Annotated in this window: 15 protein-coding genes and 1 pseudogene; 10 read left to right on the forward strand and 6 right to left on the reverse strand. The window is 47.5% G+C overall.

Annotated elements, in window-relative coordinates:
* The first annotated feature begins 165 nt into the window (after window positions 1–165).
* From Q9R46_RS00920 to Q9R46_RS00940, 5 genes and pseudogenes are all read left to right on the forward strand, one after another.
* Window positions 166–1,140, forward strand: coding sequence for a helveticin J family class III bacteriocin (locus Q9R46_RS00920; protein ID WP_311280914.1), 975 nt, complete (start codon window positions 166–168; stop codon window positions 1,138–1,140).
* 216 nt (window positions 1,141–1,356) lie between these two features.
* On the forward strand, window positions 1,357–2,265 hold the full coding sequence (locus tag Q9R46_RS00925; protein WP_311278605.1) for an NUDIX hydrolase: 909 nt from the start codon (window positions 1,357–1,359) through the stop codon (window positions 2,263–2,265).
* A 95-nt stretch (window positions 2,266–2,360) separates the two neighbouring features.
* Window positions 2,361–2,844: pseudogene (locus Q9R46_RS00930) on the forward strand (NADAR family protein).
* Window positions 2,837–3,853: a TIGR02452 family protein gene (locus tag Q9R46_RS00935; protein WP_311278606.1), complete on the forward strand. Its 1,017-nt coding sequence runs from the start codon at window positions 2,837–2,839 to the stop codon at window positions 3,851–3,853. Before Q9R46_RS00930 ends, Q9R46_RS00935 begins: the two are co-directional and overlap by 8 nt.
* A gap of 52 nt (window positions 3,854–3,905) precedes the next feature.
* Complete coding sequence (locus Q9R46_RS00940) at window positions 3,906–4,328, forward strand: macro domain-containing protein (protein WP_311278607.1); 423 nt, start codon at window positions 3,906–3,908, stop codon at window positions 4,326–4,328.
* Between the two features lie 208 nt (window positions 4,329–4,536).
* Here Q9R46_RS00940 and Q9R46_RS00945 read toward each other — a convergent pair whose 3' ends face one another.
* The 4 genes from Q9R46_RS00945 to Q9R46_RS00960 form a co-directional block, all read right to left on the reverse strand.
* On the reverse strand, window positions 4,537–5,496 hold the full coding sequence (locus Q9R46_RS00945; protein WP_311278608.1) for an iron-hydroxamate ABC transporter substrate-binding protein: 960 nt from the start codon (window positions 5,494–5,496) through the stop codon (window positions 4,537–4,539).
* A 54-nt stretch (window positions 5,497–5,550) separates the two neighbouring features.
* Window positions 5,551–6,594 carry a FecCD family ABC transporter permease gene (locus tag Q9R46_RS00950; protein ID WP_311280915.1) on the reverse strand — a complete coding sequence of 348 codons (1,044 nt, stop codon included), beginning with the start codon at window positions 6,592–6,594 and terminating at the stop codon, window positions 5,551–5,553.
* Window positions 6,595–6,608: 14 nt separating this feature from the next.
* A complete protein-coding gene (locus Q9R46_RS00955; RefSeq protein WP_145333485.1) occupies window positions 6,609–7,580 on the reverse strand; it encodes a FecCD family ABC transporter permease in 972 nt (323 codons plus the stop codon).
* Window positions 7,581–7,781: 201 nt separating this feature from the next.
* Window positions 7,782–9,536, reverse strand: a complete 1,755-nt coding sequence (locus tag Q9R46_RS00960) for a helix-turn-helix domain-containing protein (protein ID WP_311278609.1) — start codon at window positions 9,534–9,536, stop codon at window positions 7,782–7,784.
* A gap of 230 nt (window positions 9,537–9,766) precedes the next feature.
* Here Q9R46_RS00960 and Q9R46_RS00965 point away from each other — a divergent pair, with 230 nt between their 5' ends.
* Both Q9R46_RS00965 and Q9R46_RS00970 read left to right on the forward strand, forming a co-directional pair.
* Window positions 9,767–10,768 carry a Gfo/Idh/MocA family protein gene (locus Q9R46_RS00965; RefSeq protein WP_311278610.1) on the forward strand — a complete coding sequence of 334 codons (1,002 nt, stop codon included), beginning with the start codon at window positions 9,767–9,769 and terminating at the stop codon, window positions 10,766–10,768.
* A gap of 417 nt (window positions 10,769–11,185) precedes the next feature.
* Window positions 11,186–11,830 (forward strand): pyroglutamyl-peptidase I, encoded by a 645-nt coding sequence (locus Q9R46_RS00970; RefSeq protein ID WP_311280916.1) that lies wholly within the window; start codon window positions 11,186–11,188, stop codon window positions 11,828–11,830.
* 1,451 nt (window positions 11,831–13,281) lie between these two features.
* On the opposite strand, the gene Q9R46_RS00975 is transcribed toward Q9R46_RS00970, so the two are convergent.
* Entirely contained in the window at window positions 13,282–14,124 is an 843-nt protein-coding gene (locus tag Q9R46_RS00975; RefSeq protein ID WP_311278611.1) for a 1,4-dihydroxy-6-naphtoate synthase, read from the reverse strand.
* Window positions 14,121–14,954 carry a futalosine hydrolase gene (locus Q9R46_RS00980; RefSeq protein WP_311278612.1) on the reverse strand — a complete coding sequence of 278 codons (834 nt, stop codon included), beginning with the start codon at window positions 14,952–14,954 and terminating at the stop codon, window positions 14,121–14,123. The genes Q9R46_RS00975 and Q9R46_RS00980 overlap by 4 nt, the downstream gene beginning before the upstream one ends.
* A gap of 1,154 nt (window positions 14,955–16,108) precedes the next feature.
* Between Q9R46_RS00980 and Q9R46_RS00985 the strand changes: the two genes are divergently transcribed.
* The 3 genes from Q9R46_RS00985 to Q9R46_RS00995 are packed head-to-tail and all read left to right on the forward strand — an operon-like array spanning window position 16,109 to window position 19,407.
* On the forward strand, window positions 16,109–16,498 hold the full coding sequence (locus Q9R46_RS00985) for a GntR family transcriptional regulator (RefSeq protein ID WP_311278613.1): 390 nt from the start codon (window positions 16,109–16,111) through the stop codon (window positions 16,496–16,498).
* Entirely contained in the window at window positions 16,491–17,393 is a 903-nt protein-coding gene (locus Q9R46_RS00990; protein WP_311278614.1) for an ABC transporter ATP-binding protein, read from the forward strand. The genes Q9R46_RS00985 and Q9R46_RS00990 overlap by 8 nt, the downstream gene beginning before the upstream one ends.
* The gene (locus Q9R46_RS00995) at window positions 17,368–19,407 is read left to right on the forward strand and encodes a hypothetical protein (RefSeq protein ID WP_311278615.1); all 2,040 of its coding nucleotides are present in this window, start codon (window positions 17,368–17,370) and stop codon (window positions 19,405–19,407) included. Before Q9R46_RS00990 ends, Q9R46_RS00995 begins: the two co-directional genes overlap by 26 nt.
* Window positions 19,408–19,650 lie beyond the last annotated feature (243 nt).

Consider the following 19,650-nt stretch of genomic DNA (forward strand, 5'->3'; position numbering starts at 1 on the left):
ACATATCATGTTTCGCAATCGATGTTTTGTAATTTGGAAAATATGGTATTATCTATTAGATACGCTTTATTCTCAGAGGCAGGCTAGTTTAACGAATGTACTTTGGATTCAAGTCATAAAGGAGGCACTTGTGTGATAAAAAAACATTCTTGGAACCCTGTAACAATGAAGTGGAAAACAATGATCTCTGCTTTTCTGGCAGTAATGTTATTTATGATGTCCGTTGTCCCGGCTCTTGCAGCTTCTCCGGGAAAGACCGTAAATGCTTCAGCCAAGTTGGCTTATAATCTTAAAGGACTCAAGTTTAACAAAGTTGTGCAGAAGGCTTATATAGCAGACAAGTACGTATACGTTACACAGCGCGTGAATACGACATGTCAACTGTCCAGACTACTGATCAAAGGTAATAATGCCGAATACGTGGATCATATGACGATTACCAACAGCGGGCATTGCCAGACGCTCGATATGTATACGTATAACGGATCGAACTATTTTTATTTTAGTTCCAAAGCGGATGTAGCGCCTACCAATGTGTGGTCACTTCAGGTAGCGAGACTTCAATACTCGGCTGGTAAAACCGTAGATTATACCGATCTTCATCGGTTTACTTATATGAACTACGCAAATAAAAAGGGAACAAAACAGGGAACGACATACCGAGTGGATGGCGGTGGCAACAGTAATTATACCGTGTTCCGGATTCAGACAAGGGAAGGCGGACAATCCAAAACGGATAAGGTAGTGTGGTCTGTATATAATACGGCTGCTTTAAACAGGCTGCTTGATCAGAACAAGCAGGTTCGCATGGACAGCCCAGCGGCAATTAAAGCAGCAGTCTCCAGCTTTACGCAGTCTGGCAGCGGAATTATTCGGCCAAATGGTTCTTTCCAAGGGGTAGACTTGCTGGGTAAGACTCAAATATTTACATCCGGTGGGGCAGAAGGAGATACGCCTCAGATTGCTAAAATCTCAAGTTCAGGCGCGTATCAGTCTCTTGTAAAAATAACGAATGTCGGAAAACATGAAATCGAGGGTGTGCAAACGAAGAACGGGAACGTTTATTTTCTGATTGTGACCGATCCGGGAAACAAACCAAATGGGCAGAAAATATACTACGTTCCAGATAGCGTATTTTAAGAACGTTTTGGTGGGCCTCTGAGAACTATATTGCGATATCTATCTTATGGAATTCTAAAACAGTGTTTATAGCCGTTGTCTTAGCTCTGTAAAGAGCAAGGGCAACGGTTTTTTTGGATTTAAGGAAGATTTGACCTGCTGGTTACAGTTGTGCTACATTGTTATTAACTATTTGTTAATAACAAAATGTTAATAACAGAATGAGGTGCATGAATCATGTCTCATGGAGACAAAGCGCTTGACCCGGTTAACATTAGCGAAGAGGAGTTCCTAAAAACCTATGATGCCGGAGATTACGAACGTCCCTCGGTTACTGTGGATATGCTTGTATTTACGATCCGAAGCGGAGAACAGGAAAATTACCGTAAGCTGGCGGAACCGGAGCTTGGCTTGCTGCTGATTCGCAGGGGCGGTCATCCGTACCTCGGGCAGTGGGCGCTGCCAGGAGGATTCGTCTCCATGGATGAATCACTGGAGGATGCTGCCCGGCGGGAATTACAGACGGAAACAGGACTGGACGATATCTATTTGGAGCAGCTGTATACATGGGGAGATGTAGGGCGCGATCCGCGTACAAGGGTCATTAGTTGCTCTTACATGGCTTTGGTGGACAGCAGTGAGCTGGAGCTTCAGGCGGGTGATGATGCCAGCGATGCAAGCTGGTTCCGGGTAGAGCAGAAGCTCATCGAAGAGAAACGTCATATTCATGAACGCGGACGGGTGACAGAGCGCAGATTGCAACTTATTTTGAGCAATGAAACAGAACAGTTGTCCGCCGTCATAGAAACCAAAGAGCAGGTAGAGGGGCGCGTGCGGAACAGTAAATTGAGTATAGTGCATGTTCAAGGGATCGCGTTTGACCACGCCCAGATTATACATTATGCGTTAGAGCGGCTGCGTTCCAAGATTGAATATACGGATATTGCGTTTAATCTGATGCCTGAGAAATTTACGTTAACGGCGTTGCAGAAGGTATATGAAATTATTAGCGGCAAAAAACTGCTGGCAGCTGCATTTCGGCGCAAAATGACGGATTGGGTCATCGAGACGGGTGAATATGCAAGTAGTGCCGGGCATCGGCCATCCCGGTTGTACCGATTAAATCCGGAGAGAGAAGAATGGTAGTTGAATTTAGTAATCGGATTCAGTAATGAGCAGAAATGATTCAATCCGAAGAAAGTAAGCAATAGTTGGACAGATAGAAGTAAGAGGTGATATGGATGGAAAAATTTACGTTTTTCTGGCGGACAGAATCGCCGTTCTCTCAGTGGTTTAAGGCTGACTTTACGGTGAACGGGGTTCAGTATACAAGTGCAGAGCAATATATGATGCATCAGAAAGCGCTGCTCTTTGGCGATCAACAGATTGCGGATAAAATCATGAACAGCCGTTCGGCTTCTGTGCAAAAAAAGCTGGGCCGCCAGGTCACGGGTTTCAACCAGACGACATGGGAAAGCGAGTGCCAGCGCATTGTCTATGAAGGCAATCAGGCAAAATTTAAACAGAACGAGGATTTGCTGGCGGCTTTGCTTGCCACCCGGGGCACAACACTCGTAGAAGCAAGTCCGGATGACCGAATCTGGGGTGTGGTTGGCGGAGGAAGATCCGCGTATTCGTAACCGAAAAACATGGCGAGGAACGAACTGGCTAGGCGAGATTCTTACTCGTTTGAGAGAAGAGATAGGAAGGGATCGAAATGAGTAACTTCGATAAACAAAACAAACACAACAAAATCAATCATTCAATTCATAAGACTACGGGGTCTCGTCATTCTACCGTAGCAGCAGAGGGCACAGGTATTAACTCGCGTTCCGGACGCTCGCGTATAGCGCATCAGACGTTGGAGATTCTGGAAGAAGGCTTGTATGTAAACGGTTATGATCGTGCTGTTCATATCAAGAAAGACATGGAGCAAGCCATTCAGAATTCAGTTCTCTATCGGCCCTCGGAGCTTTCTGAACTAGGGGAGAAGCTACGCAAAGGGGGACGGGGACGCATAGATGAGCAAGCAAGCTCGGCAGGGAACCAGCAAGAATCCCGGTCTATGGAGTCCGGAGGAAACCTGGCACCGATAGAAGTAACCAGTGAAACGACGCTTGCAGCAGCAGCGCGTCTGACCCTGGAGGAAGGTAGAACGGATGTTGTTTGTTTAAATTTTGCATCGGCCAAAAATCCGGGCGGTGGTTTCCTTGGTGGAAGTCAGGCTCAGGAGGAAAGCTTGGCACGGGCAACGGGGCTGTATCCATGTATTGCACAGATGACAGAGATGTATGAGTATAATCGCAAGCAGCGGACTTGCCTCTACTCAGACCATATGATCTATTCTCCAGGTGTTCCCGTGATCCGTGACGACTATGACCGATTGCTGGATCAATATTACACAACCGCCTTTATCACCGCTCCAGCGGTAAATGCAGGTGTGGTCAAAGAGCGGAAGGAAGCAACATATGCTGAGATCAAGTCGGTCATGAAGCAACGCATTCGATATGTACTGGAGGTCGCTACTGTACAAGGCCATAGAACCATCGTACTTGGAGCCTTTGGCTGTGGTGTGTTTCGGAATGAGCCGGAACAGGTCGCTTCGTATTTTGCCGAGGTCTTGGATGAAGAAGGATACAGGGACTACTTCGATTACATCGTATTTGCCGTATATGACCGGAGTGCAGGACAGCGAACGTTGGAAACCTTCAAGCGTTTACTAACGTTGGGGTGAGCAGGGGAAGTCGGGAAGCGCGGACGTCATGTCATAGAAAGGGTGAACCAACATGCAATTTCATGAACGACAACAGGATTTGTTTGAACTAGAGGATCACTATGCGCTGGCACATTGCATATCAGCCGATGCGAGAATGGGTAAAGGAATCGCGGTGCAATTCAAAGAGCGGTTTGATCTACAGACTCTTCAGGAGCAAGCGAAGCTGGAGCCGCTGGACATTGGGCGATGTTATCCGGTTGGAAGGACGCTGAACCTGGTGACCAAAGCCAAATTTTCATATAAACCTACGTATTCATCATTAACCCAGGCGGTTGAATCAATGCGGGACGTCTGTATAGAGCAGGGAATTACTGAGCTGGCTATGCCCCGAATCGGTTGCGGGTTGGACAGATTGAAGTGGGAGAAGGTCAGCGTCATTATTCAGAATACGTTTGCGGAGATGGATATCGAGATCGTTGTATGTACGGTATGATGGAGTACAATCGGTATGCTGTATCTAAAATAAAAAACCTCAGCTGGGTAAGGAAGCGTGCGAGTGACGGGGAGTAAGACGATTACGAAGTCTGATCCCTGCATTCATTAAGCCTGGAGCATGATTCATCTGCTCTGTGCTCTCGCAAACGCACTTCCGTTACCGAAGCGAGGTTTTTTGTTGTTTTTATAAATAGGCGAAGCTGGATTTATTTTTTGGAAAACATTTCTTTTGCTTCATCCATAGCCATCTTGTTCCCGATGGAAGAATAATCAAGCCAAGGCTGTGCCCCGATTGGGTATACGTGACCTGCTTTGACCGCTTTCAGCCCTTGCCAGATCGGATTGTTTTGTAGCTCCTTGAACATCGTTTGGGCTTCATCGTCCGAGTTAACCACGACAAAGATCGCATCGGCATCATAGTCCGGCAGCACCTCACGGGATACAACCTGATACGGTTTGGAAGTGTCCATTTCTTTGATGCCTTTGGCTGGAGTCAGTCCGAGATCATCGTACAAAATAGGGCCCATAGGACGGCGTGTGCTGAATACACGTAATTCCTTGGCGGTCACACGAATCGCCATCACGGTGCCGTCACCGATCTGATCATGAATCAGTGACTTAACTTCCTTCGTTTCCGTTTCGTAGTCCTGAATATATTGCTCCGCTTCCTTCTCGCGATTTACCAGCTTGCCAATCTCTTTCAGGTGATCCCGCCATGTGCCGTCGTCCAGATTGAACACATGTACAGGTGCGATTTTTTCGAATTTGGCTACATCGTCACCGGAAAACTCCTCATCGAGATAGATGACATCCGGCTTAAGCGCGAGCAGTGCTTCCATATCCGGATCTTTGACGGGGCCAAGTGGTGTCGTATCTTTCAGGCGATCAGCCACATGGGACAGGAAACCTTTCGCTTCACCGCCGATGACAGAACCGACAGGCGTGATCCCGAGGGAAAGCAAATCATTGGTCAGGTGGATGGACATGGAAGCGATACGCGGCTCACCCGAAACTGCATTGTTATTTGTATTGTCTGCCGAGGTGCTTGGGTTTGAAGTGGTGTTTGAATCGTTTGCGCCCGATGTGGACGTTTTGGCTGTCCCGCAGGCTGCAAGAACCAGCACCAAACTGATGGTTAGCAAAAGCATAAGATTTTTCTTTAACATAAATTCGCGTTCTCCTTAAACATCTCATGGATGAAATTCATATTTTGGATAGCTTTATTTCGTTCGTACAAGCAGGTATAAAAAATAGGGCGCGCCAATCGCGGCTACAACAACACCCGCTGGAATAGCATTTGGTGCAAATATCGTCCGGCCGACCGTATCGGCCGTCACCAGAATCACCATGCCGATCAGTCCTGCGGCGGGAATCAAGTGCCGGTGCAGTGGCCCCACCAGTCTGCGGGCCAAATGCGGGGCGGCGAGTCCAATGAAGCCAATACCTCCAGCGACAGATACACTGACCGCAGATAAGGCAACGGCACAGAGCAGAAGCAGGATGCGTCGCGAGCGCACAGGCGTGCCGATGCTGGTCGCGGCGGCATCGCCTAGATGGAAGGCGTCCAACGTTTTGGAGCGGCTCCAGATATAGGCGATGCAGATCACGGTCCAAGGCAACAAAGACTGTACATGAATCCAGTCACGACCCCATACACTGCCTGCGAGCCAGCGTGCAGCGAAGGAATACGTGTCCTCGTCGAGACGTAGCGACAGATAGAGCGTAAGCGCATGAAATCCAGCAGCAACAGCAATACCGACGAGAATGAGTTTAATTGGTGATACACCGCTGTTTCGGTCATAGGACAGTAGCATAATAATCAGTGCAGCAGCTACACTGCCGGCAAACGCAAAGAGTGGGATCAAAAGTGCTACTGAGGTATCCATGCTGAATGAAAGGCTGACAAAAACAATTAACCCAAAAGCGGCCCCGGCATGTAAACCCAGAATTCCCGGGTCGGCAAGTGCATTGCGCGTTATGCCTTGTAGCGCAGCACCTGCAATTCCTAATCCAGCCCCGGCAAGCACGGTGACCAGAATGCGGGGCAATCGGTAGTCAAACAGGATGATCTGATCCTGTTCGCTTCCCTGTCCCATCAAGGTCTGCAGGGCGGCGAGAGGGGATACGCGAACGGTACCCGTGTTCAAACTGATGAGAACTACCAAAGCTGCGAGACAGAGCAGTATAATGCCGACGATTACGGCTCTTTTGCCCCGAGAGGTCTGATTCAACTTCTCTAATGGAAATCTGACGACGGATTTCATTCCCCGTTTCATCACTACAAAGCCCTCCTTTCTTTGCGGGCCAGATAGAGGAAGAACGGTACGCCGACAAAAGCGACCATAATACCTACCGCCAGTTCCTGAGGCGGATTCACGATGCGTGCCCCGAGATCAGCGAGCACAAGCAGAATCGCTCCGAGCAGCGAAGACATCGGGATGATCAACCGATAATCTACGCCCACCAGTTTACGGGAGATATGAGGAATGACCAGTCCTACAAATCCTATTGAACCAACAGCGGAGACGGACACCCCTGCGAGCACAACGACAGCAGCAAGAGCAAGAAAGCGAGTCCAGCGCAGGTTCATCCCGAGATTAATGGCGACTTCTTCCCCGAGGGACATCAGCGATATACGACGTGCGAGCGGCATGGTTAATAGTAGTGTGAGCAGCAACACCGGAAGAATCAGTTTCAGATGGCGCCATTCTATTCCTCCAAAACCTCCCGCATACCAGAAGGCCAGATCCTGGCTCAAGTCAAAATAAATGGCTACTCCCGTGCTCAGAGAACCGAGCATCGCAGCAATGACTGCGCCTGCAACTGTGAGTCTGATTGAACTAAGTCCTCCGGGAGCAGCCATGCCAAGCAGGAAGATGAGTAATGTGCCGAGCACGGCTCCTATAAACGACAGAAGCATAATCCATCCGTAAGATAATCCCGGCCAGAACGCAAAGCTTAATGCCACGACAAACGTTGCTCCAGCGTTAATGCCGAGGATGCCGGTGTCCGCCAGCGGGTTCCGGGTGATGCCTTGCATCAAGGCTCCGGCTACAGCAAAGGCCGCTCCAATCACAGCGGCAGCAAGCACACGTGGCAGTCTCAATTCATGAATGATCTGATGGGGTGTCAGAGCCGGGTTGTACTGGAAAATAGCTGTCCACACGGTTTCCAGTGTCAAGCCTTTGGCTCCTAATGAGATAGCAACAAACATGCTGATCAGCAGGAACGCGGTGGCAGACAGAAACATCAGACCAACGGTGACTGCGGATCGTTGAATCTTGGACGGGCGATGAGGCAGTCCCGGATGTTGGATACGGGTCACTCCTTTATAACAAATAACAACATTCATTGTTATTGATTATCATTATCAATTAGTGAATATTATAAAATCTTAATCCAGGCCCGTACATGGCATAAATTAAGATTTGGGAAATGGACATTTTTTAGATTACAAAAGTACGGGCTTGTTCGTCAACATCGAGAGCGCTTCCTCAAGCTGGATGTTAATGGAATATGGAGCGTACACAACCCAAGTGTTCCAATCTACAAGATGCACACGGCCGCTACGAACGGCGGGATGGCTGTTCCATAGCGGATCATGCTTTAATTTTTGCAACAATGCTGCTTGATTATGCAGATTGTCTGTCGCAAGCACAAGAACATCGGCCTCCAGACCGTCCCATTCTCCGGGTGTAAAGGGCATCCAGTTGAAACCTGTTCCGGGAGCCTTGCCTTTCAGTTCGGCTTGAATACGCTGTGGTGCATGGAGTTGAAGCGTACGGTAGAACACATGACCGAAGTTGCGGTGGCTGTACATCCGCGGCCCTTTGGCAGTCAACGTGCCTACAGCTACAGTGAGGCCGCCAGCCCGTTCTTTGATCTTCTTGCGCGCACGCTCTGCTTTGCGCTCATGCTTTTCCAGCCATTCTTTGGCCGCCTGAGTCCGGTCTACAATCGAAGCGATCTGTTCCAAATGGCCGAACATGTCGGTCTGGTTCCACGGAATGGTTATGATGGGGGCAACATCACCGATATGTTCCATCGCTTTAGCCGTAGCGTTATCTTTGGTCAGAATCAGGTCGGGATTCACATCAAGAAATGCCTGCCGCCCTTGTTCCCACGGTTCATAGGCATGAAAAGGCATGGTAAGCGACCGGGGCAGATGTGGCAGATGGCCTTGGATCTGTGCTGCGCAAGGAGTGATGCCAAGTGTCATGAGGTGATCGGTATAGGGATAAGAAAGTGACACAATGTTACGATGAACTTGCTTGGCATAAGCCGTTGGTGCATAGCCGGCATAGTTACGAAACCGTCTGCTGAAATAAAACTCGTCACGGTAACCGACCTCACGGGCGACATCGCGAATACGCAGGTCGGAGGTCAGTAACATTTCCTTCGCCCGGTTCATACGCAGATGCGTAATATATTCGATCGGATTTTTGTGCATCCGGCTTTTGAACAGTTGAGAGTAATAGGACGGGTGCATGCCAGCCAGCTCGGCTAAGGTATCCAGTTTAATCTCATGCATATAATGCTGCTGTATATATTGCAATGTTGATTTTAACCAGGACTCGGGATCGTCCTGCTCCGGTTCTTCCGTAGGGCTTGCATGTTTTTCAGGCCAGAGTAGATAGAGTAGCTCCGTCAATAGCAATTGTGCCTTGATTCCACGGGATGCTGTTTCGCTGTCGGGATGTGCAAGTTCGGTCAGTTGTGCAGCGATCCGTTGAATGCCGTAAAATGGCCCTTGAATCCATCCGGCAACAGGTGAATGAAGTTCACGTTCATAGATGCGCTTCGCTTCGGTTCTCTCCGTCACTCGAAACAGGTCGAATTCAAGAATATACAACTCAGCATCGTGATCGGCATCAGATACAAGTTCCAGACGGGTTCCGGGTGGATACAGACAGGCCGCTTTGCGAACGACACGGGATGGCTCGCCGTCCACGATCTGTGTACCCGTGAATCGATGTATGTAGATGAAGGTATGATGCGGGAGTTCATCTGCATGCCATTGAAATTGGCGGTGCGTGTTAATATGTTCTGCCCGCCGAAGTTCAACCAGGGCATGATCCAGGAACTGGTGAAGTTCATTGCGAGCCGTTGCACGTGTATTTATATGATTGAAATCGCTGCTAGGGCGTACAGTCCGTTTGAGATCTGAAGGTATGCGGTTATGGCCTTGTTTTGGCTCGGAGATCATGGCGTACCTTCCTTTCATTGGGGTCATTGTGTTCTTCAATAGGGTACATGTGCTCACTGTATGTCTCCAAGTTATCTTAGCAAATCTGTTGCTAAATTGAAATGTGATAAAGGGAAGCAGGCTTTTCTGACGAAAACGTTTCTTTTTGGTAAAATAAGAGAGATACCATGTTGGCTGGTCTGAATCATGAACCTAGTAACACGCAAATTGGCAGTAGGGAGGATATACGTATGACACAGACAGCGGGACAGGATAAGGTACGATGGGGCATTATGGGCACGGGATGGATTGCATCCCAGTTTGCCAAGGATTTGGCTCATGCCGGGAATGCAGTTAAAGCAGCGGTCGGTTCACGAACCGCGGGCAGTGCAGAGAAGTTTGCAGCCGAATATGGTTTTGAACGCGCTTACGCCTCGTATGATGAATTGCTGCGGGACCCCGAGGTGGATATCATCTATGTGGCAACGCCGCATCCGGTACATAAGGAGAATGTGATGGCCTGTCTCGAAGCGGGCAAAGCGGTACTTTGTGAGAAACCGTTTACGATGAACTCACGCCAGCTGGAGCCGCTCGTGGAAACGGCGCGAGAACGGAAGCTTTTCCTCATGGAGGGCATGTGGACGCGCTTCCTGCCGCCAATTGCGCAGGCACGGGCATGGATAGAGGAAGGTCGTATTGGTGAAGTACGGATGGTGCAGGCAGACTTTGGATTCCGCATCGGCTGGGAGCCGGAAGGACGGCTGCTTAACCCGGATCTGGGCGGTGGTGCGTTGCTGGATGCCGGGGTATATCCGATCTCTTTCGCGTCCATGATCTTCGGTGAACAACCTCAGCATGTATGGAGCACGGCCCATATTGGGGAAACCGGTGTGGACGAGCAATTTTCGATATTGTTGTCTTATTCCGAGGGGCGTTCGGCGTCACTGAGCGGTGCCATTCGTTTGAATCTGAACAATGAGGCCGTTATTTATGGTACGGAAGGCCGAATTCGTCTGCCTTTTTTCCTCGCAGGCAAAGAAGCCTATTTACATGTGAACGGACAGGACGAGCCAGAGAAGTTTGTGGACGATCGGACGTGTCTCGGGTATGCGTTTGAAGCAGAAGAGGCGGGACGGTGCATTCTACAAGGCCGCACAGAGAGTCATACCATGAAACTGGACGAATCTCTGGAGATCATGAAGCTGATGGATACAGTTCGTCGGCAGTGGGGATTGCGCTACAGATCGGAGTAAGGTCGCTAGATAATGATGGGAAGCACTTATTTATAGTGACTATAATGCACGGTAGCTGGATGGAACGCTGGAAAGGTCGGGGCGGGTGAAAAAATGCTACAGCTTTAGAGACGATGATTGGTGATGTTCGCTTTCTTTGTTATCTCAAATCCGATTTGTTTTTGTAATCTAATTTTAATGAGAGTTTCCACGCATATGGCGAGTGTTTTTTGCAGAGATGTAGTCCAGTCAGTTAAATGTGATGGCATCTGTTGTTGAATCCGCAGAGCTAAACAAAGGGTTGGTTAAAAAGGGCGCTGGAATTGTACAAGCCTTGCAGTTGTATAAAGGAAGAGCGAGGTTACTAAATAACGACTCAATGAGGCGAAGCAGGTTGTGGCAATTGAATTGTTCCAGCAGGAGGGAGTACAACAAATGATGAAGTTTCTGATATCAGGGTATGAGCCATTTGGCGGGGATGCCGTCAACCCGACAGGAGCGTTAATGGAGGCATTAGCGCATGAGGTGATTGAGGGAGCAGTATTGAAAACCGTGTTGCTACCTGTGAATTTTGATGAGTGTGCAGACATGCTGATTGCAGAGATGCAGGTTTTTCAACCGGATATCGTTATCGCCTGCGGGTTAGCAAAAGGTAGAACGGCAATTACGCCAGAGCGCATCGCCATTAATGTGAAGGACATTCCGCCCGGATCATATGCGGACAATCAGGGTCAGCGCCCTGTGGATGAGCCGATTGCAGCCGGAAGTCCCGATGGTTTATTTTCCACCTTGCCCATCCGGGCGATGGTTAATGATATGACGGCTGCAGGTATACCGGCAACGGTATCCAATACAGCAGGAACGTATATATGTAATAACACGATGTACCGGATACTCGATTACATTCGGTTGCAACAGTTGCCTGTGCGGGCAGGCTTTGTTCATTTTCCAGCGTCGACGGAAATGGCGGTTCAGGCACCTTCTGTGCCATCTTTGCCACTTCCGGTGATGCTGGATGCACTGCGATCCATCATTCGCACGGTGATGTCAGAGACGGAAACAAATAAACAAATGAATAAATAAACTGCCATTATACCAAGCAGTAACAAACAACGAGGCACAACAACCAGGTAACCAACCAAAACCGAACCCGGACAATCAACACTAATCAGGCAAACAACTATACTAAATTGCTAACGAGGAAAATAATAACCACACCGACAACAACGAGGCACAACAATGATAAACGAATACGAGGAAACCAAAAACCAGGTAATCATTAAACCAACAAACAACCAATCATAAGCCGTAGCACAAACCATAAGCCGTAGCACAAACCATAAGCCGTAGCACAAGCCATAAGCCGTAGCACAAGCCATAAGCCGTAGCACAAACCATAAGCGGTAACACAAGCCATGAGCGGTAACACAAACCATAAGCCGTAGCACAAACCATGAGCAGTAACACAAACCATAAGCCGTGACACAAACCATAAGCGGTAACACAAGCCATGAGCGGTAACACAAACCATAAGCCGTAGCACAAACCATGAGCGGTAACACAAACCATAAGCCGTAACACAAACCATAAGCCGTGACACAAACCATAAGCGGTAACACAAGCCATAAGCGGTAACACAAACCATAAGCCGTAGCACAAGCCATAAGCCGAAGCACAAACCATAAGCCGTAACATAAGCCATAAGCCGTAGCACAAACCATAAGTCGTAGCACAAGCCATAAGCCGTAGCACAAGCCATAAGCCGTAGCACAAACCATAAGCGGTAACACAAGCCATAAGCCGTAGCACAAACCTATAACCCATGGCCATAACCCAACTCAATGAATAAAGGGCAACTCCAATACGTCACAAAGGTGGCGAGAGGAGTTGCCCTATTCATATGTGGTATGTGGTTAGTTTGATTTTTAAATATATATCTCCCAATCAGAGGGAAGTTTTACGAGCTAGTACCCAATATCAAGGCGAAAACCTTGTTTAGACTCAATTCTTACTGCGTATTAGACTCAATGATACTTCAATATCATCTGGTGCAAATTCTAACGATCCCCACAGACGCTATTTATACCAATTTGGGCGTGTTAAAATTCTAACGATCCGTAGGAACGCTATTTCGCCAAAATAGAGCAGATTGAGATGAAAAAGGGCCATTTTCGGCTAAATAAGGTTTCTGGTGATCGTTAGAATTTGCAGACTGCAAAAATGAGTCAAATAAGGTCTGTCAGGATCGTTAGAGAAAGACGGCACATAAAAGATATAGGTGTAGCTATCCAGCAACGATGGGTATGCTTGAAGTCAAATACAAGTTTAGATACAAGTTAGGTACAGGTGAGGTAACACTTGTTTTACATGGTACTTGAGATACCAATGAGATATGGAAAGTCAACATTCACGTTGGGGAAATTTAAACTACTAAACTATAGCATTTAAAATTTCCAGTATCTAAATTGGCAATATCAGTTCAACAACAATTCTTATCTCCCAATACAGAGAGCACGAGCACCGTAACGTGACGGTTAGATCTTTAACAAGTTCAGGTCGAACTCGGGAACCAATTTTTCTTGCATGGCACGACCAAGCAGCGCTGTAATCGCAGCATAACCGTCTTCACCCAAATTAGCACTGAACTCGTTGACGTACAGGTCGATATGTTGAGCGGCTACGTTGGGGTCCATCTCTTGTGCATGCTCCATGACATATGCTTGCGACTCTTCAGGATGAGCCCAAGCGTACTCGACAGAGGCACGCGCCCATCCAGCCAGAGCGTGAGCATCCAGATCACGGCGGGCAATAATAGCACCGAGTGGAATAGGCAGGCCTGTGTCATTTTCCCACCAATTGCCGAGGTCAGTCATCAGTTGCAAATTATAGTTTTGGTACGTAAAGCGTGCTTCATGGATAACCAGCCCGGCATCGATATGACCATCACGAACGGCAGGCATAATTTGTTCAAAAGGCATGACAACAATTTCACCGACACCGCCGGGAATATTTTGCGCGGCCCATAGACGGAATAACAGATAGGCTGTCGAGCGCTCGCTTGGTACGGCAACACTTCGTCCAGACAGGTATGACGGGTCAGTTGTTCCATTAGCTGTCAAAACCAAAGGACCACAGCCTCTGCCCAGAGCGCCGCCAGCAGGTAGCAAAGCATAATTTTCCAATACATAAGGTAGCGCTGCATAAGAGATTTTCATCACTTCCGGAATGTCTGGTCCGATTGGACTTGCAGCAAGGCCGTTTGTTATATCGATATCCGCATAGCGAACTTCAAGCTCAGGTGCACCTGGAATCAGACCGTGTACCCATGCGTGAAAGATAAAAGTGTCGTTAGGACAAGGGGAAAAAGCAATATTCATGATGTGATAACCTCCCGTAAAATAGAACTTGCTACCTGGAGCGCATCCAAGGCATCCTTGATGCGCCAAGCGTCGCGGTCGCGTGGACCGACCGCGTTAGATATGCCGCGCAGTTCGAGCACCGGCAGGCCGAACTGCTGCGCAGCTGTTGCTACGCCGAAGCCTTCCATGCCTTCGGCGGCAGCATCCGGCACGCGGCGCAGCAGCTCCGCGGCCGTCTGCGCGGTTCCGGTCGCCGTGGACACGGTGACCGCAGTGCCCCCGCTGACAGCGAGCCCTGCCCGCTGCAGCTCATGGCGCAGGCGCGCGGCAAGCACCGCGTCCGCCGCCACACGGGACGAGCCGAATCCGAGCTCGTCCACAGAGAGGAAGCCGTCTGGCGTCTGCGAGCCCAGATCGGCTGCAACCATGGCGTCCGCTACCACGAGGGAGCCGACGTCCGCCCGGCCGGGGAACCCGCCGCCGATGCCGGCACTGATCACCAGCCCATAGGCTGATGATCTGGCGCAGGTTCCGGCAACGGGCCCCGGCCCTGAAGATGCGGCTGTGCCGTGCGCCGCATCAAGTTCCTCTGGCGCGGCCATGCCGTGCGCCAGCTCACGTGCCGCTGCTGAAGCAAAAGCTAGCGCAGCGGCAGTTCCGGCAGCGGCCGAGGCGGGGCCGACGCCCGCTGCGATAACATCAAACTGTGTAGCGGCATCATTACCCAAGCCGCGAAGGATGGCGTCTTTTTCCGCGTCCACAGCCGTTACAATAAGTATGCGTGGAGAAGCCCAGAGCCCGGCTGTAGAAGCAACCTTATCAGAAATCGTACCTTTTGTTATGTTCATGGGTTATTTACCTCGATTTTAATTGTATTAGTAGATAGATCGCAGTTGCCAAGCCCAGCATGTATAAGGTTATAGTGTTCAGAAGGCTATCTGCTTTAGTATTACACATACACATACACATACACATACACATAACCCGAACTCAAACTCGTAACCATACATTATACGTATATATAAATGTCCACTCTATGGAAACAAAACGATCCTTTTTGTCTTTCAAAGAGTGGACAGTACTCTCCAAAAGAGCATGTCCCTCCGCTAATGATTGTAACACCATATATAGATGGAAAAATCAATTTTTTTATTTTTTATCTATATGTAGGTTGGTAGGTGAAGTGTGTTCTTTTTGAAAAAGTGTCCACCTTTTGATAAACAAAATCCTCAAATGTACACGACAAGTGGACAAGGTATAAACAAGATCATGTCCTATCCAAAGCCGGAACACCGAATAGCAAAATGAAAACTTTCCACCATACTGTTACTCACACTCACTCATCACTTTCACACTGATTCTGGCACTGACTCTGACACTGACTCTGACTCAACCCATCTTAACTCTTCCTACCTCACACTAACCCATCCTGACTCATTCTAACTCATTCTAACTCATTCTAACATTTTAACTTTATCACACCACATCTAACCCACACTCACTACTCTTATTCAGATCTCGTCGTGCTTTGTCATGTCTTTCCATTCCTCGTCATACCTCATCTTAATTCTTCTTAATTCATCCTAACTCATTCTAAGCCATTGTAACTCATCATAACGAAGGGACAGGCGCAGGACAACCTTTCGAACATATTTGCACCAAGGCCAGTTTCGAGCATAATCGCACCAGCCTAATAAGGAGGAACGATTGGTTGTAGAAGCTATCCAATCTTTCTCGCTAAACTCTATTTCAAAGGGATATCCCTTTCGGTTTCTAGGAAATGATTTCAGACAATAACATGAGCATTTTCTCGCGCATTTTTATATGTCAACTATACCATATTGATTATTTTTATATACATTTTGCTATTCCCAAATTCACGCATGGAGTTAAAGTTAAAGATTGACAAACTGTATTAACTGTATTATTAATAGTAGTACAGATAGTACACTAACAGCAAAACAAGCAAGGCAACTTACTGAGTTAAGAAAGGAGGTGCGGGATGTTCGAATTGGATGTACGTAGCCGGAAGGCGATCTATGAGCAACTGGTGGATAAAGTCAAAGAAATGATCGTATACGGTATTCTGAAACCCGATGAGCAGCTTCCTTCCGTTCGGTCATTATCAACACAGCTCACCGTGAACCCGAATACGATTCAAAAGGCATACCGTGAGCTTGAGCGGGAAGGTTATATTTATTCCGTGCAGGGTAAAGGAAGTTTCGTATCACCATCTGTGGAACATCCGAAGGAGGCTATGAAAGACGAGATCAGAGAATCCTTGGTGAAACTGATTGCCGAAGCTTCGTTTTCCGGTTTAACCAAGGCGGAGATGATTCTTTTATTCGAAGAAGCGATGGCCCGTATAGAGAAGGAGGTGCCTCATGATTGAGCTGAATCAAGTTATCAAAGCTTTTGAACAGGAAAAGGCCGTCGATGGCGTAACCATGTACATACATAAGGGATCGATCTATGGTTTGCTCGGTTCCAACGGGGCAGGCAAAACTTCATTGCTCAAAATCATTGCCGGCATTTATCGTCAAGACCGTGGAACGGTACGCATTAACGGAGCCGAAATTTACGAAAATTTAGACCTGAAAGGCCGCACTATTTTTATGGCGGATTCGCCAACCTTTTTCCCGCAATCTTCGATTACTCATATGGCCGCATTCTATCGTTCAATCTATCCGAGTTGGAGCGAGGAACGTTTCAACCAACTCGGGACTGTCTTCAAATTAGATGTAAAACGCAAGCTACATCGCATGTCCAAAGGCATGCGCCGTCAGGCTGCGGTATGGCTGGGACTCAGCTGTATGCCTGAGGTGTTGCTGATGGATGAACCGATTGATGGACTCGATCCTGTCATGCGCCAGCAGATCAAAAACCTGCTGTTCCAGGAAGCGGCGGAGCGCCAAGTGACCATTATCATCTCGTCTCACAATTTGCGGGAGATTGAAGATCTTTGTGACCATGTAGCGATCATGCACAAAGGCCAAATCATCGTGCAGAAGGATCTGGATGACCTTAAGGCTGATACACATAAGATTCAGGTTGCCTTCCGCCACCCGGATCATGCCGATTTATTAAAAGAACAAGTTCATATTTTGCATGAAGAAAAAAGAGGAAGTGTCTCTTTGTATATTGTTAAAGGTCATCGTGAAGATGTTACGGCACAATTTCGTTTGCATGATCCGTATCTGCTGGATGTGTTGCCGCTGACACTGGAGGAGATTTTTATCTATGAAATGGAGGGTGCAGGGTATGACATTCAACCGATTATACTTTAACCGCGGCATCCTGCACCAAAATTTCAGGCAGCATGGCTGGCTAGGTATTGTTTATCTGCTACTTTTATTAGTTTCGTTGCCGTTGTATATCGGTACACAGTATCGAGACTATACTGAGGAAATCAACAGCCTTTTTAGAGCAAACGGAGAATTTCATTGGCTAATGGCCATTACGGTTCCCGTTGTGATGGCCTTGTTCCTGTTCCGTTACATTCAAGCAGGTGGGCCGGCGGATTTGTATCATAGTTTGCCTTTGCAACGTAACCATATGCTCACGATGAACCTGATGACCGGATATGCGATGATACTGATTCCTATTTGGATTACAGCTGGAGTTACCGGGTGGGTATCCGCAGTTTTAGATGAGCCCACGTTCAGTTTTGACAGTACTGCTGTTTGGATGTGGGGAGTAACAATGAGCATTGTTTCTTTGTTCATGTTTACGCTGACCGTTGCGGTGGGCATGTGTATTGGACAGTCGATCTTACAAGGGCTTACCGTGTATGGTATCAGCCTGATTCCATTAATTTTCTGGGGAACTTTTGAGATGCATCTGAAGCGTTTTTTGTATGGTTATCCGGTGGACATTTTCCGATTCAAAATAGAGACCATTTCTCCAATCTCCCGTATGGGTAGCTTAAGTTATGCGATTCCGGGATGGGGCGAAATTGGAATCTATGCTACCTTGACAGTGGTACTCTCTACTCTATCGTATCTCCTGTACCGCAAGCGGCATGTGGAATCGGCAACGCAAGCCATTACATTCCAAATCGTAAAACCGATTTTCCGTTTTGGATTGATGTTCACTATTGTTTTGCTTAGTGGCGCATATTTTTCAATGATTTCACCTGGAAACACCGAAGAATGGGGCGTCGCAGGATATATCATCGGAGGCGTTGCGGGATACGTTGGAGCCGAGATGATTATTCGCAAAACCTGGTTGATCTGGAACCGCAGCTTATTACCACAGTTTGCTGTATATGGGATTGCAGCTGCACTTATTCTTTACGTGCCTGTCGCAGACTGGAATGGTTATGCGACAAATGTACCTTCGAAAGATAACGTCGAGAAGGTTCGTATTGGCGGGGACCAAAGGATCTATGTAGATAATCAGATTGTAAAGCTGAATGACGAACAGTTCTACTCCAGCTCTGTGGGATATATTGATGCTGTCCTAACACTTCATCATAAGATTGTCGACACCAGACAGAGCTTGAATGACAGGGGGCAGAATCAGATTATACCCGATCAAGAGAGTGTCAGGATTGATTATAAGTTAAAGAATGGAAAGACGATATCGCGACAATATACCGTTCAAGAGACCAATTTTCAACAAGAATTTCAGAATATGAAAAACTTCGAGGATTATAAAGTAGTCAGTTATGGAACCTATGCACTCGACAATGACGTTCACAGCGTTGGTATCCGGTCAAGATTAACTAGTGATCGCGCTGTATACATCAGTGACCCTCAGCTCATTCGTGAATTCAAGGCACTCTTGAAAACAGAAATTTTAAATCAAACGTATGAAGATCAAAAATCTCATTGGGAGTCATATGCATCAGCTGAGGTTTATCAGAATTACCGGGATGAATCGCATAAGCAGATATTAGATAATCCTAATCTGAGCTCCACATATGAGATTAAACCAACCTACACCCGTTTGATTGCTTGGCTTAAAGAGAACAAGTTGTATGACCAGTTGCAGGTGTCTGTAGACGAAATTGCTTCCGCCCAGTTTATTAAACAAGAGATCGATAGCCGAGGTAAAGCTACACTAGTCTATCCTGACCCACAATTAATAGATCAAAGTCTAACAGGGAAGAAGAAAGTCGCGACCAAAAACAAAGAAATTATCAGCCAGTTGCTTCAGCGCCAAAGATCAGGTTACTATACCGATCAGGGTATCTTCTATCAGATCAAGCTTAATTTTAACAAAGGTCAGAATGTCTATATGATGTTAAAAGAGGAAGATCTCACCGAGGATATGAAAACCATCTTAAGCGAGCTATAACGTGTTGTTGTTCTTTGCATTTGTAGTCTGAATCCAGAAACAATCGAAGATAGATATGTGTTACGAACTCTTAGTGTTTCAACATTTAGCTTGACCAGAAGATTCTTATGGAATATATTAGAAAAAGCGAAGATTCAAGCTACGCTTTAATTCATCGAATCTTATATGGAACGGCTCATGAGGGAAGCACCCGTAAGAGCAGGCATAGGCCTGACTTGCGGGTGCTTTTTTTGTCGTTCGCCG

The organism is Paenibacillus sp. RRE4, assembly GCF_031844205.1.
In the GTDB taxonomy this organism is placed as follows: Bacteria; Bacillota; Bacilli; order Paenibacillales; family Paenibacillaceae; genus Paenibacillus; species Paenibacillus xylanexedens_B.

What these genes read in the sequence shown, in the direction of transcription:
- Q9R46_RS00920 (WP_311280914.1), top strand. Translation starts at nt 166, where the DNA reads ATGAAGTGGAAAACAATGATCTCTGCTTTTCTGGCAGTAATGTTATTT.
- Q9R46_RS00925 (WP_311278605.1), top strand. Translation starts at nt 1,357, where the DNA reads ATGTCTCATGGAGACAAAGCGCTTGACCCGGTTAACATTAGCGAAGAG.
- Q9R46_RS00935 (WP_311278606.1), top strand. Translation starts at nt 2,837, where the DNA reads ATGAGTAACTTCGATAAACAAAACAAACACAACAAAATCAATCATTCA.
- Q9R46_RS00940 (WP_311278607.1), top strand. Translation starts at nt 3,906, where the DNA reads ATGCAATTTCATGAACGACAACAGGATTTGTTTGAACTAGAGGATCAC.
- Q9R46_RS00945 (WP_311278608.1), bottom strand. Translation starts at nt 5,496, where the DNA reads ATGTTAAAGAAAAATCTTATGCTTTTGCTAACCATCAGTTTGGTGCTG.
- Q9R46_RS00950 (WP_311280915.1), bottom strand. Translation starts at nt 6,594, where the DNA reads ATGAAATCCGTCGTCAGATTTCCATTAGAGAAGTTGAATCAGACCTCT.
- Q9R46_RS00955 (WP_145333485.1), bottom strand. Translation starts at nt 7,580, where the DNA reads ATGTTTCTGTCTGCCACCGCGTTCCTGCTGATCAGCATGTTTGTTGCT.
- Q9R46_RS00960 (WP_311278609.1), bottom strand. Translation starts at nt 9,536, where the DNA reads ATGATCTCCGAGCCAAAACAAGGCCATAACCGCATACCTTCAGATCTC.
- Q9R46_RS00965 (WP_311278610.1), top strand. Translation starts at nt 9,767, where the DNA reads ATGACACAGACAGCGGGACAGGATAAGGTACGATGGGGCATTATGGGC.
- Q9R46_RS00970 (WP_311280916.1), top strand. Translation starts at nt 11,186, where the DNA reads ATGAAGTTTCTGATATCAGGGTATGAGCCATTTGGCGGGGATGCCGTC.
- Q9R46_RS00975 (WP_311278611.1), bottom strand. Translation starts at nt 14,124, where the DNA reads ATGAATATTGCTTTTTCCCCTTGTCCTAACGACACTTTTATCTTTCAC.
- Q9R46_RS00980 (WP_311278612.1), bottom strand. Translation starts at nt 14,954, where the DNA reads ATGAACATAACAAAAGGTACGATTTCTGATAAGGTTGCTTCTACAGCC.
- Q9R46_RS00985 (WP_311278613.1), top strand. Translation starts at nt 16,109, where the DNA reads ATGTTCGAATTGGATGTACGTAGCCGGAAGGCGATCTATGAGCAACTG.
- Q9R46_RS00990 (WP_311278614.1), top strand. Translation starts at nt 16,491, where the DNA reads ATGATTGAGCTGAATCAAGTTATCAAAGCTTTTGAACAGGAAAAGGCC.
- Q9R46_RS00995 (WP_311278615.1), top strand. Translation starts at nt 17,368, where the DNA reads ATGACATTCAACCGATTATACTTTAACCGCGGCATCCTGCACCAAAAT.